This is a genomic window from Sphingobium sp. B12D2B, assembly GCF_025961775.1.
Taxonomy (GTDB): Bacteria; Pseudomonadota; Alphaproteobacteria; order Sphingomonadales; family Sphingomonadaceae; genus Sphingobium.
In genome coordinates, this window is the sequence record NZ_JAOQOH010000001.1 from 1,666,108 (window position 1) to 1,682,730 (window position 16,623).

General features: G+C 64.8%; 13 protein-coding genes. 5 read left to right on the forward strand and 8 right to left on the reverse strand.

Features of this window, described 5'->3' with window-relative positions:
• Positions 1–45 precede the first annotated feature (45 nt).
• Both recR and def read left to right on the forward strand, forming a co-directional pair.
• A complete protein-coding gene (recR, locus tag M2335_RS07915; protein WP_264595382.1) occupies positions 46–642 on the forward strand; it encodes a recombination mediator RecR in 597 nt (198 codons plus the stop codon).
• Positions 643–745: 103 nt separating this feature from the next.
• The gene (def, locus tag M2335_RS07920; RefSeq protein ID WP_264594335.1) at positions 746–1,276 is read left to right on the forward strand and encodes a peptide deformylase; all 531 of its coding nucleotides are present in this window, start codon (positions 746–748) and stop codon (positions 1,274–1,276) included.
• 107 nt (positions 1,277–1,383) lie between these two features.
• Here the strand turns inward: def and M2335_RS07925 are convergent, their stop codons facing one another.
• Positions 1,384–2,670, reverse strand: coding sequence for a citrate synthase (locus M2335_RS07925; protein WP_264570636.1), 1,287 nt, complete (start codon positions 2,668–2,670; stop codon positions 1,384–1,386).
• Positions 2,671–2,688: 18 nt separating this feature from the next.
• A complete protein-coding gene (gltX, locus tag M2335_RS07930; protein ID WP_264594336.1) occupies positions 2,689–4,146 on the reverse strand; it encodes a glutamate--tRNA ligase in 1,458 nt (485 codons plus the stop codon).
• Between the two features lie 113 nt (positions 4,147–4,259).
• Here gltX and M2335_RS07935 point away from each other — a divergent pair, with 113 nt between their 5' ends.
• On the forward strand, positions 4,260–6,332 hold the full coding sequence (locus M2335_RS07935) for a ComEC/Rec2 family competence protein (protein WP_264594337.1): 2,073 nt from the start codon (positions 4,260–4,262) through the stop codon (positions 6,330–6,332).
• A 24-nt stretch (positions 6,333–6,356) separates the two neighbouring features.
• Here M2335_RS07935 and lexA read toward each other — a convergent pair whose 3' ends face one another.
• The gene (gene lexA, locus M2335_RS07940; protein WP_264573061.1) at positions 6,357–7,061 is read right to left on the reverse strand and encodes a transcriptional repressor LexA; all 705 of its coding nucleotides are present in this window, start codon (positions 7,059–7,061) and stop codon (positions 6,357–6,359) included.
• Positions 7,062–7,180: 119 nt separating this feature from the next.
• Positions 7,181–8,077 (reverse strand): bestrophin family protein, encoded by an 897-nt coding sequence (locus M2335_RS07945; protein WP_264587370.1) that lies wholly within the window; start codon positions 8,075–8,077, stop codon positions 7,181–7,183.
• A gap of 193 nt (positions 8,078–8,270) precedes the next feature.
• Here M2335_RS07945 and M2335_RS07950 point away from each other — a divergent pair, with 193 nt between their 5' ends.
• The gene (locus tag M2335_RS07950) at positions 8,271–8,759 is read left to right on the forward strand and encodes a GFA family protein (protein ID WP_264587369.1); all 489 of its coding nucleotides are present in this window, start codon (positions 8,271–8,273) and stop codon (positions 8,757–8,759) included.
• A 1,055-nt stretch (positions 8,760–9,814) separates the two neighbouring features.
• On the opposite strand, the gene mfd is transcribed toward M2335_RS07950, so the two are convergent.
• Entirely contained in the window at positions 9,815–13,276 is a 3,462-nt protein-coding gene (gene mfd / locus M2335_RS07955; protein ID WP_264594338.1) for a transcription-repair coupling factor, read from the reverse strand.
• A gap of 189 nt (positions 13,277–13,465) precedes the next feature.
• Positions 13,466–13,732, reverse strand: a complete 267-nt coding sequence (locus tag M2335_RS07960) for a succinate dehydrogenase assembly factor 2 (protein ID WP_264594339.1) — start codon at positions 13,730–13,732, stop codon at positions 13,466–13,468.
• A 97-nt stretch (positions 13,733–13,829) separates the two neighbouring features.
• On the opposite strand from M2335_RS07960, the gene recG reads away from it, so the two are divergent.
• Positions 13,830–15,896, forward strand: a complete 2,067-nt coding sequence (gene recG / locus M2335_RS07965) for an ATP-dependent DNA helicase RecG (protein ID WP_264594340.1) — start codon at positions 13,830–13,832, stop codon at positions 15,894–15,896.
• 3 nt (positions 15,897–15,899) lie between these two features.
• Here the strand turns inward: recG and M2335_RS07970 are convergent, their stop codons facing one another.
• Together M2335_RS07970 and M2335_RS07975 are read right to left on the reverse strand one after the other, a co-directional pair.
• A complete protein-coding gene (locus tag M2335_RS07970; protein ID WP_181559933.1) occupies positions 15,900–16,256 on the reverse strand; it encodes a hypothetical protein in 357 nt (118 codons plus the stop codon).
• A gap of 31 nt (positions 16,257–16,287) precedes the next feature.
• Complete coding sequence (locus M2335_RS07975; RefSeq protein ID WP_181559932.1) at positions 16,288–16,614, reverse strand: PilZ domain-containing protein; 327 nt, start codon at positions 16,612–16,614, stop codon at positions 16,288–16,290.
• Positions 16,615–16,623 lie beyond the last annotated feature (9 nt).

Genomic DNA, 16,623 nt, shown 5'->3' on the forward strand with positions numbered 1-16,623 from the left:
CTGAAACGCTTGTATCATCGCAGCGCAAGCCCTTATTTGGCAGTCATGTCCTCGCCAGAGATCGACGCGCTCACGCAGGCGCTTGCCCGGCTGCCCGGCCTTGGCCCCCGTTCGGCGCGGCGGGCGGTGCTGCACCTGCTGCAGCGGCGCGACGCGGCGATGGTCCCGCTGCTGCGGGCGCTGGAAAGCGTGAGTGAGCGGATGGTGCATTGTTCGGTCTGCGGCAATGTCGATACCATCGATCCCTGCGCCATCTGCGCCGATCCTCGCCGCGATGCCCGCGCTTTGTGCGTGGTGGAGGATGTGGCGGATCTCTGGGCGCTGGAAAAGTCGCGCCTGTTCCCGGGACGGTTCCATGTGCTGGGCGGGCGGCTCTCCGCGCTGGATGGCGTGCGGCCCGAAGACCTTTCGATCGCCAGCCTTGTCCAACGCGTCGCCGATGGCGGCATTGATGAAGTGGTGCTGGCGATGAACGCCACGCTGGAGGGGCAGACGACCGCCCATTACATCGCCGAGCGGCTGGAGTCCTACCCGGTACGGCTGACACAATTGGCCCATGGTGTGCCCGTCGGGGGCGAACTCGATTATCTCGATGAGGGCACGCTGGCGCAGGCGCTGCGGGCGCGGCGGCCGATCGGTTGAGGGGCGGATACGCGGGCAGATCCTGCCGCGTTCGATCAGCCTGATCGGAACAAAGCGTTAACAACGGCTTGATCTCACGCCTTGGCTTTCATATCTGGACACCATGGCCATTAGACCGATCCTTGAGACCCCGGACCCGATTCTGCGGACGATTTCGACGCCCGTCGAGGCGATCGACGATGATTTGCAGACGCTGATCGATGACATGTTCGACACCATGTACGATGCGCCGGGCATTGGGCTGGCGGCCATTCAGGTCGGCGTGCCCAAGCGGGTGCTGGTCATCGATCTGCAGGAGCCCGAGTCTGAGGAGGAAGGCGCACCGCCGGTCAAGAATCCACTGGTGTTCATCAATCCGCAGATTCTCGACGGTTCCCCGGAAAGCTCGGTCTACAATGAGGGCTGCCTCTCCGTGCCGGACCAATATGCCGAGGTCGAGCGGCCCGCGCGCATCCGCGCCAGCTGGATGGATCGGCAGGGCCGGATTCATGAGGAAGAGCTGGAAGGTCTGCTCGCGACCTGCCTGCAGCACGAGATGGACCATCTCGAAGGCATTCTCTTTATCGACCATTTGTCGCGGCTCAAGCGGGACATGCTGCTCAAGAAGCTCGCCAAGACCCGCAAAGCGGCCTGAGCTTCCGCGCCCATTGCTGCGCGGCTTGGTTTTCTAATTTGATCGGCAAGAAAAAAGGGGCGCTTCGGGCGCCCCTTTTTCTAATCCATGAATAAGCCAGCTGAGGCTCAGCGTTTGTCCATCGGGACATAATCGCGCTGCGTCGGGCCGGTGTAGAGCTGACGGGGACGGCCGATTTTCTGCTCTGGGTCCGAGATCATCTCGTTCCACTGCGCGACCCAGCCGACGGTGCGGGCGAGGGCGAAGAGCACCGTGAACATGTCCGTCGGGAAGCCGATCGCCGACAGGATCACGCCCGAGTAGAAGTCCACATTCGGGTAGAGCTTCTTCTCGATGAAATATTCGTCGTGCAGCGCGATCTGCTCCAGCTCGCGGGCGACGTCGAAGATGGGGTCGCTGACGCCCAGCTTGTCCAGCACTTCCTTGGCGGTCGCCTGCATCACCTTAGCGCGGGGGTCGTAATTCTTGTACACCCGGTGGCCGAAGCCCATCAGGCGGAACGGATCGTCCTTGTTCTTGGCGCGGGCGATGTAGGACGGGATGCGATCCACGGTGCCGATCTCGCGGAGCATGTTGAGCGCCGCTTCGTTGGCGCCGCCATGCGCCGGGCCCCATAGGCAGGCGATGCCCGCCGCGATGCACGCAAACGGATTGGCGCCCGAGGAACCGGCGAGGCGCACGGTCGAGGTGGAGGCGTTCTGCTCGTGATCGGCATGCAGGATGAAGATCTTGTCCATCGCCGCTTCGACGACGGGGTCGACCACATACTCCTCAGCCGGGACCGAAAAGGTCATGCGCAGGAAGTTGCCGGTGTAGCTCAGGTCGTTGCTCGGATAGACGAAGGGCTGGCCGACCGAATATTTGTAGGCCATGGCCGCGAGCGTCGGCATCTTGGCGATCAGGCGATGGCTCGCGATCATCCGCTGGTGCGGATCGGTGATGTCCGTGGAGTCGTGGTAGAAGGCGGACAGCGCGCCGACCACGCCGCACATGATCGCCATGGGGTGCGCATCGCGACGGAAGCCGCGGAAGAAGGTGGATAGCTGCTCGTGCACCATCGTGTGGCGCGTGATCGTCCGCTCGAACAGCTCGAACTCGTCCTTGGAGGGGAGCGAGCCGCGCAGCAGCAGATAGGCCACTTCCATGAAGCTCGACTGCTCCGCGAGCTGATCGATGGGATAGCCGCGGTGAAGGAGCACGCCCTCATCGCCATCGATATAGGTCAGTGCCGAATCGCAGCTCGCCGTTGAGGTGAAGCCGGGATCATATGTGAACATGCCCGTCTGGGCATAGAGCTTGCGAATGTCGATGACCTTGGGGCCGACGGAACCTTCGACGACCTTACATTCGAGATCCTTGCCCTCGACGGTCATTTTGACTGTGCTGTCGCTCATTCCTTCACCCCTTATTGCTCAAATTTGTGGTCCGGACCCGGAAGCCTGAAGGAGTCCGGCCTGATCCTGCAGGCGGCCCAAGGTTTCGTCCCGACCAAGATGGAGTAGCACGTCGAAGATACCGGGCGACGTTGTCCGTCCCGTTAAAGCAACGCGCAGTGGCTGTGCAATCTTTCCAAGGCCAAGGCCTGCCTCTTCCGCGATCGCGCGGATGGCCGCCTCAAGCGACTCAAGTGACCAGTCGGGCAGCGCCCGCAGTTGCTCGACCACCGTGCCGAGCAGAGCTCGGGCATTTTCGTCGAGCAGCTTGGCGGCAGCCTCCTCGACCGCGAGCGGCCGTTTGGCGAACAGGAAAGCGGCGCCGTCGGTCAGCTCCAGCAGCGTCTTGGCGCGGGGCTTGAGCGCGGGCATGATCGCCGCAAGTTGGTGCAGCCGGGCCTGGGCCGCGGCATCGTCGTCCAGCGGATCCATCCGCTCGGCGACGAGCAGAGCGAGGCGACCCTCATCGGCCTCGCGAATGTAATGGCCGTTCAGATTTTCGAGCTTCTTGAGGTCGAATCGAGACGGCGAGCGACCCACGCCGGGCAGATCGAACCATTCGACGGCTTGTTCGCGGCTGATGATCTCATCATCGCCATGGCCCCAGCCGAGTCGCAGCAGATAGTTGTTCACCGCCTCGGGCAGCATGCCCAGCTCGTCACGATAGGCATCGACGCCCATGGCGCCATGTCGCTTGGAGAGCTTGGCGCCATCCTGCCCGTGAATCAGCGGGATGTGCGCATAGACCGGCTCGGGCCAGCCCATCGCGCGAATGATGCCGAGCTGGCGGAAGGCGTTGTTGAGATGGTCATCGCCACGGATCACATGAGTGACCCCCATGTCGTGATCGTCCACAACGACGGCGAGCATATAGGTGGGCGTGCCGTCCGAGCGGAGCAGGATCATGTCGTCCAACTCGGCATTCTGCACGACCACACGGCCCTGCACGGCATCCTCGATGACGGTTTCGCCCTCGCGGGCCGCCTTCAGGCGAATGACATAGGGGGCATCGCCGCCCTCGGCTGGATCGCGGTCGCGCCAGCGCCCGTCGTAGCGCATCGGCTGACGTTCGGCGCGTTGCTGCTCGCGCAGGGCCGCCAGCTCCTCGGGCTTCGCGAAGCATTTATAGGCATGGCCGGCATCGAGCAGGGCGTTGGCGACTTCGGCATGGCGTGCCGCACGCGCGAACTGGAAGACCGGTTCATTATCGCCTGCAAGGCCCAGCCAGCTCAAGCCGTCGAAGATCGCCTCGATCGCGGATTCGGTCGAGCGGGCGCGGTCGGTATCCTCGACGCGCAGCAGGAACTTGCCGCCATGGTGACGGGCGAAAAGATAGTTGAACAGCGCCGTGCGTGCGCCGCCAATGTGGAGATATCCCGTAGGCGAGGGGGCAAAGCGGGTGACGACCGTGCCTGTTTGTTTCCGTCCTTCTGCCACGCTATGCCTGCTTTTCCCTTATGTCGCGGGTGGGTTTCCTAGTGAACGAGAATGCCCCTAGCACGCCTTTTCCGGCTCGACAAATACCGTTGTTGCGCCGCAGCAGTGTCTGGTTGGGACGGCTTCATGCGCGAGCGGAATCGGTGCTGGAGGCTGAGCGGGCGCAACTGCCATTGTGGGTGCCGATCCTGCTGGGCGCCGGGATTATCGCCTGGTTCACGCTGCCTGCGCCACCGCAGTGGATGGCGTGGATCGCCTTCTGGCTGGGCGCCGCCGCTGCCTTTGGCGCCGTGGGGCGCGGAGGGCGATTGCCTGCTGCGCTGGCCATCGGGGCGGTGCTGTTGGCGGCGGGCTGTCTGCTGATCTGGGCCAAAGCGCTGCTCGTGGCGCAGCCGCCACTTTCGCGCGCCGCGGTGGTGGAGATGGAGGCTCGAGTCCTCTCGGCAACGCCCTTGGCTGCCCGGGGACTGGTGCGGCTGGAGGTCGCGCCGCTGTCCCGCCCTGACCTGCCGGCGCGGGTCCGCATCAACGCGGCGCCCGATCAGATGGGCGAAGAGATTGCCGCTGGCGACCGCATTGCCCTACGCGCGCGGCTGATGCCGCCTGCACCGGCTGCCCTGCCGGGCGCTTATGATTTTGCGCGGGCGGCCTATTTTTCCGGCCTCGGCGCTACCGGGCGGGCACTCGGCAAAGTGCAGCGCATCGATGCGGCAACCGCTGGCGGGGATGCGCGCGCGACACTCGCCCACCACATCGCCGCGCGGTTGCCGGGGCCGGAAGGGACGATTGCGATCACGCTCGCCACGGGCAATCAGAACTGGATCAGCGAGGCGGATGCGGACGCGATGCGGCGCAGCGGGCTTGCCCATCTGCTCTCGATCAGTGGCTTGCACGTTTCCGCGCTGATCGGCGGCGTGATTCTCATCATGGTCAGTCTGCTTGCGCTGTCGCCGACCCTTGCGCTGCGCTGGCCGGTGCTGATGATCGCCGCCTGCGTGGGCGGCGCGGCGGGCATCGGATACACTGTGTTCACCGGGGCGCAGGTGCCGACGATCCGCTCCTGCATTGCCGCTCTGCTGGTGATCGCGGGCATGGTTCTGGGCCGCGAGGCAATCGGGCTGCGACTGATCGCGACCGGCGCGCTGATCGTGATGATCTTCTGGCCGGAGGCTGTCATCGGCCCCAGCTTTCAGATGAGCTTCATGGCCGTGACCGCCATCGTGGCGCTTTACGAATATCCGCCTGCACGGCGGCTGTTCGAGCGACGCGACGAGGGGCGGATAAAGCGCTGGACCCGCAGCCTCGGCGCCTTGCTGGCGACAGGTTTGCTGGTGGAACTGGTGCTGACGCCGATTGCCTTCGCTCATTTTCATCGCTCCGGCCTGCTGGGCGCTGCGGCCAATATGATTGCCATTCCGCTGACCAGTTTCGTGGTGATGCCGGCCGAAGTGCTCGCGCTGCTACTCGACGCTGTGGGGCTGGGGGCGCCGGTCTGGTGGGTTGTCGGCGTGGCGCTCAAGTTCCTGCTCTGGATTGCGCATACTGTCGCCAGTCAGCCCTTTGCCACGCTGTCGCTGCCCGTCTCCAGCGGACTGGCCTTTGCGCTCGCCATGATCGGCCTCTTGTGGCTGATGCTTTGGCACACGGCGCTGCGATGGTGGGGCCTGCCTCTGGCGGCGCTCGGCTTTTTCCTGACATTTCTAGCGCCGTCCGCCGATGTGCTGGTCACCGCCGATGGTCATCATGTGGCGGTGCGCCTGGGCGATGGGCGCATGGCGTTGTTGCGGAACCGAAGCGGGGATTATGTTCGTACCACTTTGGCCGAGGCCAGCGCCTATGACGGTGAGTTTGCGTCCCTGACGCAGGCGCCGGACACGCGATGCACGCGGGACATGTGCGCGATGACATTGCCGGGCCGTACCGGCCAGCCGCCGGTTCACCTGCTGATCAGTCGCTCGCGCCTGCTCGTTCCCTATCCCGAGTTGGTGGCCGCCTGCGCGCAGGCCGATCTTGTGATCGCTGACCGGCGCCTGCCGCCGGGATGTGTGCCGCGCTGGGCAAAGCTGGATCGGCCTGCGCTGAATGCCATGGGCGGTGCACTGATCCTGCTCGACAGTCGGGAGATCGTGCCGGGCCACGACCCGCGCAGCCGCCATCCCTGGATCGTGAGCACTAGTTCGCGCTAGAGCCGGCGTCCCATATCGCCCGCCTCAGTTATAGCGCCGCAAGAGCCCTGCGAGCCGGCCCTGAATGCGCACCTGCCGCGCCTCATAGGTTTGGGGCTCATGGTCGCGATTGGCAGGATCGAGCCGCACCTTGCGGCCGTCATGATGGAAATATTTGAGCGTCGCTTCATTCTCGTCGATGAGGGCCACGACGATCTGGCCATCGCGCGCCGTTTCGGTCCGCTGGATCAGCGCGAAGTCACCGTCAAAAATCCCTGCTTCGATCATCGAGTCACCGGAGACTTCTAGCGCGTAATGATCGCCGGCGCCCAGCAACGCGGCCGGGACCGGCAACATGGTGTCGCTCTCCATCGCCTCGATGGGAAGACCGGCAGCGATGCGCCCATGCAGCGGAATTTCGATCACGTCATTGGCGGCGATGGAGATCGTCCGCGCCGGCGCGGTGGCCGCCTTGCGCAGCGGGGTCACGTTGGTGGCCGCCGCCGGCTCTTCCGTCCGCTCCGCCACGGGCATACCATCGGGCAGTTTGAGGATTTCAAGCGCCCGCGCACGATTGGGCAGCCTGCGGATGAAGCCGCGCTCTTCCAGCGCGCTGATCAGCCGATGGATGCCGGACTTCGATTTGAGGTCCAGCGCCTCCTTCATCTCCTCGAAACTGGGCGAGACGCCACCCTGATCGAGATGCTGCTTGATGTAGCTGAGCAGTTGCTGTTGCTTGGCGGTCAACATGAGTGGTTCCCCAATATGGAACGGACGGAGAACGTTTAGGAAACGAATCGAGCCGCGTCAACACGGATCGGCCAAATATCTCAGGTTTCGGTGCGCTCTAGCCTTGCGCTAGCGAGCGATCAGGTCAGGATGTGCTGATCGGGCGCGATGGGTGCGGGGAGGTCGGTCGCGCCGAGGCGGGCGAGCATTTCGCGTTCCACCGTCCGCGTCATCGCATCGAGCGGCAAATCGTTGGGATCATAGCCGAACGGGTCTTCCAGCTGATCGCCCAAAGCATCCAGCCCGAAGAAGGTGTAGCTCGCCACCAGCACCGGAATGAGGGCCCACCAGCCCAGCGAACCAGCCAGGGCGAAGGGCAGCAACAGGCAGAAGACATAGGTCGTCCGGTGGAGGATGAGCGAATAGGTGAACGGAACCGGCGTGCTGGCGATCCGTTCACAGGCCGCCTGCACATCGCTGAGCGCCTTGAGTTGGCCCTCGATGAGCGAGTGGTGGATGGGGTTGATCTGCCCGTCGGCTGCGAGGCGTAGGCAATGTGCGCCCATCTCATAAAGCACCGTGTCGGTCGGGTTCGGGGAGGTGCGCCATGGTCCATCGTTCACCCACCGGCCGATGGCGGCAGCCTCGTCGTGCTGACGCAGGCGGGCTGCAAGACCGTTGGTGAAGCCGCAGACGCCGCGGAGCAGCGGGGCGCGCTCCTCCTCAGGCAGCGAGGACGTGAGCCGTGCGAAGGAGCGGCTCGCGATGATCAGCGCACCCCACTGTTTGCGGCCCTCCCACCAGCGATCATAGCAGGCACTGTTGCGGAAGCTCATGAAGATAGAGAGCGACAGGCCGATCAGCGCGAATGGAATGCCGCTGATCTGCGCGAACAGCCCGGGCCAGGCGCGGGCCGCGAGAATGGCCGCGACACTGGCCACGGCGATGCCCGCCAGCCGATGCTGGATATGCGGCATGATCGTGCCGCGGTAGGCGAACAGCACTTCGAGCAAGCCAAGGCGGTTGCGAACGATCACGGGCGGACATCTCCTGCCAGGGCACGCGGCCACCGGACATGGGCCGGGCACCGGGCGCGCTCGCCATGCGGAGGATGCGCGCGCAGATCAAGGATTAAGTGGCCGCAAGGGGAAGCGCGCGATGGACGCTGAGGGAACCGGCGGGGAGGGCAGCGGTTCAGCTTGAGAGACGATCACAAGGGAGGACTGTGCCATGCCCCTCAAGCTCGAAGGTTCCTGTCGATGCGGCGCCGTGCGCTTTTCCGTCGACAGCCACGCGCCGGTGCCATTTCTGCGTTGCTATTGCTCGATCTGCCGCAAGACCGCCGGCGGTGGCGGCTATGCCATCAATCTCCACGCCGACAAGCGCACGCTCAAGGTGGAAGGCGAGACCGCCGTCTATCACGCTACGCTGGACGATGGCGAAGGCGGATGCCGCGTCAGCACCGGCGAGCGACACTTCTGCCCCGCCTGTGCGAGCGCGCTCTGGGTGTTCAGCCCGGAGTATCCCGACCTGCTCCACCCTTTCGCTTCCGCGATCGACAGCGATTTGCCCAAGCCGCCGTCGCTGGTGCACATGATGCTCGGATCAAAGGCGAATTGGGTCGAGCCGCAGATCGGGTCGGATGACCAGTGCTTCGACGGCTATCCAGACGAGGGGCTGGAAGACTGGCACCGGGCGCATGGGCTATGGATTGAGTAGGACGGTTCGGGCGGGACGCTTCCAGGGGCGGTCATCAGGCTGGGTTGACGGTGAGAACGTCAGCTATCCGGTGCGGCTTAAAAATACCTGCCTGTCCGGATACGGCGCCGTTGCGGACATTCACTTTGCGTAGAAATTCCGGTTCCGAGGGTCGCCCGCAGCAGGGAAATTGTTTTCTGGAATGCAACTCTGCACAGCCTTGCGATGGATTGCAGCCAACGCCCGACCATTCAGCTTGTATAACCTAACGCTCGTTCGATCCCCCGAAGGAAAAACATCCACTACGATATGCTGCGACCTGTTCCTGTACCGCAAAGCTTTAGCCGGTGAGGAGGGTGAACGGACATGGGCCAGTGCCAATCGACCACTGTAGTTCTTTCCCAAACAGAAGCTCAGGCTTTCGACATCGCTGCTGGTCGTTTGCTCAAAAGCCGGCGGTGCCCCTTCTAGTGATCGCTCAGTTGACAAGCTAAAAAGGCCCATCAACCATGCTTGCCCGATCCAAAGCGTATCGCCACCAGCGCTACTATACCCATGCCAGTTCGTGCGGTTGGTGATAGGTCTGACCAGCGCTTCATCTTACACCGATTTTCCACGCATCGATTGAAATGGTCAATGTCTGCTTCCCACGCCCAAACTGGCCGCTCGTCTATCCTTCGTCACCGCTTCAAAGCGGCTACGGCTGTGGTCCGACCATGGTGTTGAATGCGGACTGATGAGGCGCGACGCCATTGTGGGCGCTCCCTCCGTTCGTCCTCAGTCGCTGCTGAGCTTGTCGAAGCGGCGTATCGAAGGGCCGGCCCGTGCACTGGGATGCTTCGAGACGGCCCTTCGATACGCGCCTGCTGCGCACCTCAGATCCTACTCAGCAGGAACGGTGAAGGTTGAAGAAGGCCGGTTGCCACAGCTTTTCGGAGGCGGGCAGTTTCTATCGATATGAGCCATGATGGCTCTTCAGGGCGATGGAAAGCTGACAATCCGGATTCTCTGCTTCCGACCCTACGGCGTCGTGCCAACACATACCCACATCGCGCGCTGTCGCGGTAATCCACCCCTCAACCAATACTCTTCGCCAACCCCTGGCTCAGCTTGAGCGCCCCATTCAACCGTGCCCTGGGATCACCCCAGGCGCGCTGGATCACCAGCTTGCTGTCGGGCCGCAGCTTGGCGATGGCGCCGAGCTTCTGGACGTAGCCGATCAGGCCCGGAAGATTGCGGCACTGGTCGTTCTGGAAGCTCACCAGCGCGCCACGTGGGCCGATGTCGATCTTGGCGATGCCCGCCTTGCGGCAATTGAGCTTCACGTCGATCAGCGTCAGCAGATTCTGGGTCGGGTCGGGCAGCGGGCCGAAGCGGTCGATCAGCTCGGCGGCGAAGGCCTCGATGGCACCCTTGTCTTCCAGCTCGTTGATGCGGCGGTAGAGGCCCATGCGCAGGTCGAGATCCGGCACATAATCCTCCGGGATCATGATCGGCGCCTCGACATTGATCTGCGGCGAGGACTTGTCCGGTGCCGGGGCGAGCGCGGCACCGCCGGCCTTGGCTTCCATGATCGCCTCTTCCAGCATCGACTGGTAAAGCTCGAAGCCGACCTCCTTGATGTGGCCGCTCTGCTCGTCGCCGACGAGATTGCCCGCGCCGCGAATGTCGAGATCATGGCTGGCGAGCTGGAAGCCGGCACCCAGCGTATCGAGATCGGACAGGACTTTCAGCCGTTTTTCGGCCGTCTCCGTCGTCAGTCGGTCGACCGGGGTCGTCATATAGGCATAGGCGCGCGTCTTGGATCGGCCCACGCGGCCGCGCAGCTGGTAGAGCTGCGCGAGGCCGAAGCGATCGGCGCGATGGATGATGATGGTGTTGGCGCTCGGGATATCGAGACCGGATTCGACGATGGTCGTCGAGAGCAGCACATCATATTTGCGCTCGTAGAAGGCCGACATGCGCTCCTCCACCTCGCTGGCCGACATCTGGCCATGCGCGGAAATGGCGCGCACTTCGGGCACCTTCTCGCGGAGGAAATCCTCCATGTCCGGCATGTCCGAGATGCGCGGCACGACGAAATAGGTCTGCCCGCCGCGATAATGCTCGCGCAGCAGCGCCTCGCGCAGCACCACATCGTCCCACGGCATGACATAGGTGCGCACGGCGAGGCGATCCATGGGCGGCGTCTGGATGACGGACAGCTCGCGCAGGCCGCTCATCGCCATTTGCAGGGTGCGCGGAATCGGCGTTGCGGTGAGGGTGAGGACGTGGACGTCCGCCTTGAGCTGCTTGAGGCGCTCCTTGTGGACCACGCCAAAGCGCTGCTCTTCATCCACGATCACCAGCCCGAGCCGCTTGAACTCCAGCCCCTTGGTCAGCAGGGCATGGGTGCCGATGACGATGTCGATGGTGCCGTCGGCCAGGCCGTCCTTGGTCGCCTTGGTCTCGGTGGTGCCGACAAGGCGGGAGAGGCGCCCGACCTTGAGCGGGAAGCCGCGGAACCGCTCCTCGAAATTGAGGTGATGCTGGCGCGCGAGCAGGGTCGTGGGGCAGATCAACGCAACCTGCGCGCCGGCCATCGCCGCAACGAAGGCGGCGCGCAGCGCGACCTCCGTCTTGCCGAAGCCGACATCGCCGCAAACCAGCCGGTCCATCGGCTTGCCGGCGGCCAGATCGTCAAGCACATCGCTGATCGCGCGATCCTGATCTTCCGTTTCCTCATAGGGGAAGCGGTCGACGAAGGCGGGATAGCCGGCGCTCTCCGCCTCATAGGCAGGCGCAGCCCGCAGGGCCCGTTGCGCAGCAGTGGCAAGCAGCTCTCCGGCGATCTCCCGGATGCGCTCCTTCATCCGCGCCTTGCGGCGTTGCCAGGCCTCGCCGCCGAGCTTGTCCAGCGCGACCGCATCCTCACCCGAACCGTAGCGCGAGAGCACGTCGAGATTCTCGACCGGCACGTAGAGCTTGTCGCCGCCGGCATAAGCCAGCGCCACGCAATCATGCGGCGATTTGCCGACCGGGATCGAGGTCAGGCCCTCATAGCGCCCGATGCCATGATCGACATGGACGACGAGATCGCCCGGCGTGAGGGTAGCAAGTTCGGCAAGGAAAGCGTCCGCGCTCTTGCGCCGCTTCTGGCGCCGCACCAGACGATCGCCGAGCATGTCCTGCTCGGTCAGCACCTCCAGCTCGGCATTGGCGAAGCCGTGGTCGAGCGGCAGCACGGCCAGCGCGACGCGGCCTGCGGGCGCGCCAAGCGCCTCTTGCCAGCTATCCACCAGCATGACGCCGCGCACTTTATGATCTTCCAGCAAGCCCTTCAGCCGCTCGCGCGCGCCGATGGAATAGCTGGCGATGATGCGCTTGCGGCCCTTGCGCTGGCTTTGTTCCAGATGCTTGGCCACTGCCTCATAGACATTGCCGCCCTGCGCCCGCTCCGGCGCGAAGTCGCGGGCGCTGTCCACGCCGAAATCGAGCACATGGGCGCTCTCGGGCTCGTGGAAGCTGGAGGTGAGGTGGATCGGCAGCGCCTCGATACTTTGCGCCCATTGATCGGCAGTCAGATAGAGCTGATCCGGCGCCAGCGGGCGATAGCTGCCCGGCGAGGCGGCTGCGGCGGTCGTGCGGTTGGCGTGATAGTCACGGATCGCCTCGAAGCGGGCTTCGGCCGCGCCAGCGGTGCCGCCCTCGCGGATCCACAGCGTCCCCTCCGGCAGATGTTCGGCGAGCGGGACGAGCCGGTCCTCGAACAGCGGCAGCCAATGCTCCATGCCGGCCAGACGTCGGCCATCGCTCACCGCCTGATACAGCGGGTCACCCGTGGCGGTCGCGCCAAACATCTCGCGATAGCGACTGCGGAAGCGCTTGATGCTCTCCTCATCGAGCAGCGCTTCGGAGGCGGGCAGGAGCATGAAGCCATCGACCGCACCGGTGGTGCGCTGCGTCGCGGGATCGAACCGGCGCAGCGTCTCGATCTCGTCGCCGAAGAAATCGAGCCGCAGCGGGCCGGGTTCGCCCGAGGGATAGAGGTCGACGATGCCGCCGCGCACGGCATATTCGCCGGCATCATGCACCGTGTCCGTGCGGACATAGCCGTTGGACTGGAGCAGGCTGACCAACCGGTCGATGGCGATCCGCTCGTTCGGAGCCAGGCGCGCGACCATCTGGCGGATGCGGAAGGGCGTCAGCGTCTTCTGCGTGACCGCGTTGACGGTTGTGATGACCAACTGCGGCCCTTTGGGCGTGCCCTGCAGGGCGTGCAGGCCCGCCAGCCGCTCGGACGCGGCGCGCAGTGAAGGGGAAGCGCGGTCGTAAGGCAGGCAATCCCAGGCCGGAATGCTCACCACTTCCAGCTCCGGCGCGAAATAGCGAACGGTCTGGGCAATCGCATCGGCCATCTGGCCATCGGCGGCGATGAAGCAGGCGCGCTCCTTCGCCGCGCGGGCGAGGTCCGCCAGCAGAACCGGCAGGAACCCCGCAGGCACGCCGGATAGGGTGAGCGGCGCCTTGGCCGAGAGGATGCGGGATATGTCAGTCATTAGTGTGTTCGACTCTGCCTTCCGTTCGTGTCGAGCCCTTCGACTGCCCGCAGGGCGGGCGCTCAGGATAAACTTCAGCCAGAGGCTGAAGTCGAGACACGGGTAGCGCTTTGGGATTGGCGTTGGCCCGCTGGTTCTCGACTACGCTCGAACCGAACGGAGGTTGGGAGGGTCAAGAAAGGGGAGGGCTCACTTCGCAATCGGAACATAATCAAGCCTGCGCATCGCCTCCATCATCGGGCCTTCGTAACGCGCGGGGCAGGGAAGGGTGCCGATGGCCCAGGCCATGATGTCGACATCCTCTTCCTCGAGCAGCGCCTCGAACAGATCGGCCTGCGCCTGCGTGAAGCTGGCGGCGTGGGCATCGAAGAAACCGCCGATCATCAGATCCGCTTCCTTCGTGCCGCGGTGCCAGGCGCGGAATTTGAGGCGGCGCAGGCGGGTCTTGTCGATCATGTCCGGTCCTTTTCGCGCGGCGCTCGGATGCGCGTTTTATCATGATTGGCCGGCGGGCACTTTTCCGTCCCTCCAGCTTCGACTAGGGCAGATAGCGATGCGGCCCGATATTCTCAATCCGCTGTTCACGGAAAGCACGGCGCTTAAGGGCGTGGGAAGAGCTTCGGCCAAGCCGCTGGAGCGCCTCGGGCTGACGCGTGTGGTCGACCTTGCCTTCCATCTGCCGGTGAGCTGGATCGAGCGGCAACGCGTGCGGCGGCTTGCGGAAGCCGAGACGGGGCGGATGGTTGCGCTTGTGCTGACGGCGCAGGACTATCGCGCCTCGGGCACGGCACGGGCGCCGTTTCGCATCCGCGCCGTGGATATGGCCGGCGACCCGGTGAGCATCGTCTATTTCGGTAAGAACAGCGGATGGCCGCGCAAGCTCTTCCCGCTCGGCGAGCCGCGCTTTGTTTCCGGTCGGCTCGATCAGTTCGGGGACGACTTGCAGATCGTCCACCCCGATCATGTCGTGCCGGTGGAAGAGGCGGGTCAGATTGCCGATTGCGAGCCCGTCTACGGTCTTTCGGACGGCATCACCAATGGCCGGCTGCGCGATCTTGTCGCGCAATCGGTCGAGCGCGGGCCGGCTCTGGATGAGTGGATCGAACCGGGGCTGCGCGCCCACAAGGGCTGGCCGAGCTGGCAGGAAGCGCTCAAGGCCACGCACGAGACGCCCGGCGCAAAGCCCGCGCGCGAGCGCCTGGCCTATGACGAGGTGTTCGCAAGCCAGCTTGCGCTGATGCTGCTGCGGGCCTCGACACGCCGCCGGCGCGGGCTTCCGCTGGCCGGAGACGGACATTTGCGCGACGCCTTGCGCCTGCCATTCGCCCCCACCGGCGCCCAGCGCCGTGCGTTTGCCGAGATCGAGGGGGACATGGCGCAGGCTGTGCCGATGCTCCGGCTGCTGCAGGGCGATGTGGGCTCGGGTAAGACGCTGGTGGCGCTGATGGCACTGCTCAATGCGGTGGAAGCCGGTGCGCAGGCGACCTTTCTGGCGCCGACGGAAATTCTCGCCCGCCAGCATTTCGCCAGCCTTCAGACGATGCTGGCCGGCCTGCCGGTGAACGTCGCGATCCTGACCGGGCGGGACAAGGGTAAGGCGCGCGAATCGACGCTGATGGGGCTGGCCGATGGCAGCATCCACATCCTCGTGGGCACCCATGCGATCTTTCAGGAGGCCGTCACCTATCGCAACCTCGGCCTTGCGGTCATTGACGAGCAGCATCGCTTCGGCGTCTCGCAGCGGCTGATGCTGACGGCCAAGGCGGAACGGACGCCGCATCTGCTGGTGATGACCGCCACGCCCATTCCCCGCACGCTCTGCCTCGCGCAATATGGCGATATGGACGTCTCAAGGCTCGATGAGATGCCGCCCGGCCGCCAGAGCATCGACACGCGGGTCATCGGGGACGATCGGCTGGAGGATATCGTCTCCGCACTCGGCCGCCATATTGCGGCGGGGCGTCAGGCCTATTGGGTGTGCCCGCTGGTGGAGCAGAGCGAGGATGGCGACGAGGCGGCAGCGGAAGCGCGCACTGCGATGCTCAAGGCGCGGTTCGGCGCGGATGTCGTCGGCATGGTCCACGGGCAAATGCCCGGCCCGGAGAAGGATGCGGTCATGGAGGCCTTCTCGCGCGGGCAGCTCAAGCTGCTGGTGGCGACGACGGTGATTGAGGTCGGCGTGGACGTGCCCAATGCCACGCTGATGATCGTGGAAGCGGCGGAGCGCTTCGGCCTTGCGCAGCTGCACCAGTTGCGCGGGCGCGTGGGGCGCGGCGATCAGCGCAGTTTCTGCATGTTGCTGCACGGGAGCAACCTCTCCGAGACAGCGCGCTCGCGTCTCGCCCTGATGCGGGAGACCAATGATGGCTTCCGCATCGCAGAGGAAGATCTGAAATTGCGCGGGGCTGGCGAAATCCTCGGTACGCGCCAATCGGGCGAGCAGCGCTTTCGGCTGGCCAGCCCGGAACAGATCCAATCGCTGCTGGATGCCGCGCATGACGATGCCCGTCTGCTCATGGACCGCGATGGCGGGCTGGCCTCCCCGCGCGGACAGGCCGCGCGGCTGTGCCTTTATCTGTTCGAGCGCGATGCGGCGATCAGTCTGCTCGCCAGCGGCTGAGCGTCAGCCGTCGGTCTGTGGCCGGGTGATGCGTGCCAGAATATCGAGATAGGCCCGCGCATCGATAGGCTGGAGGAATTGCGCGCCAAAGCATCCCCGCAGGCTCCAGCGGATTTGCGCATCCTGCGTGGTGATGAGCGGCAAGCGAAGGGCGACCGGTTCGCCGCGCTCGAAGCGTGCGAAACCGCAGCGGGCTTGAAATCCCCAGACCGAAAAGTCGATCAGCTCGACCTCGATGGGGTCCGTGCCGCGCGGCCGGGATACATGGGTCTGGAAGGAGATGGCGTCGCGTGAAACGACGCGGCGCCGGCTGTGACTCAGCTCGGATCGGACAGCCCGGCTCCATGCTTCGTCGCCCATCGTTCAGGCTCCAGCGCGGCTGGCGCGAGGGTCAGCGGCCGGGATGATCGGGGCCCTTCAGCCGCAGGAGCATGATGTCATACTCCTTGTCCGCGATCGCTGACTCGAATTCGACACCGAGGCGCGCACTGTTCGCCCAGATCGCGCGCCCCCGCAACATGCCGATCTGCGGCACATCGATGGTGAGGCTTTCGCCGATCGACACCAGTTGATCGCAGCGGATCATGCAGCCGCTCGGCGAAATGTTGATGAGCACGGCCGGCGATGGCGGGAGGGTGCCCCCCCAGATCTGCACGGGGCTTTCCACGGCGTCCCGTTCGTAGCGGCGCGGCTCGTCCATCGAGAAGGCAAACGTCATGGATCAGAC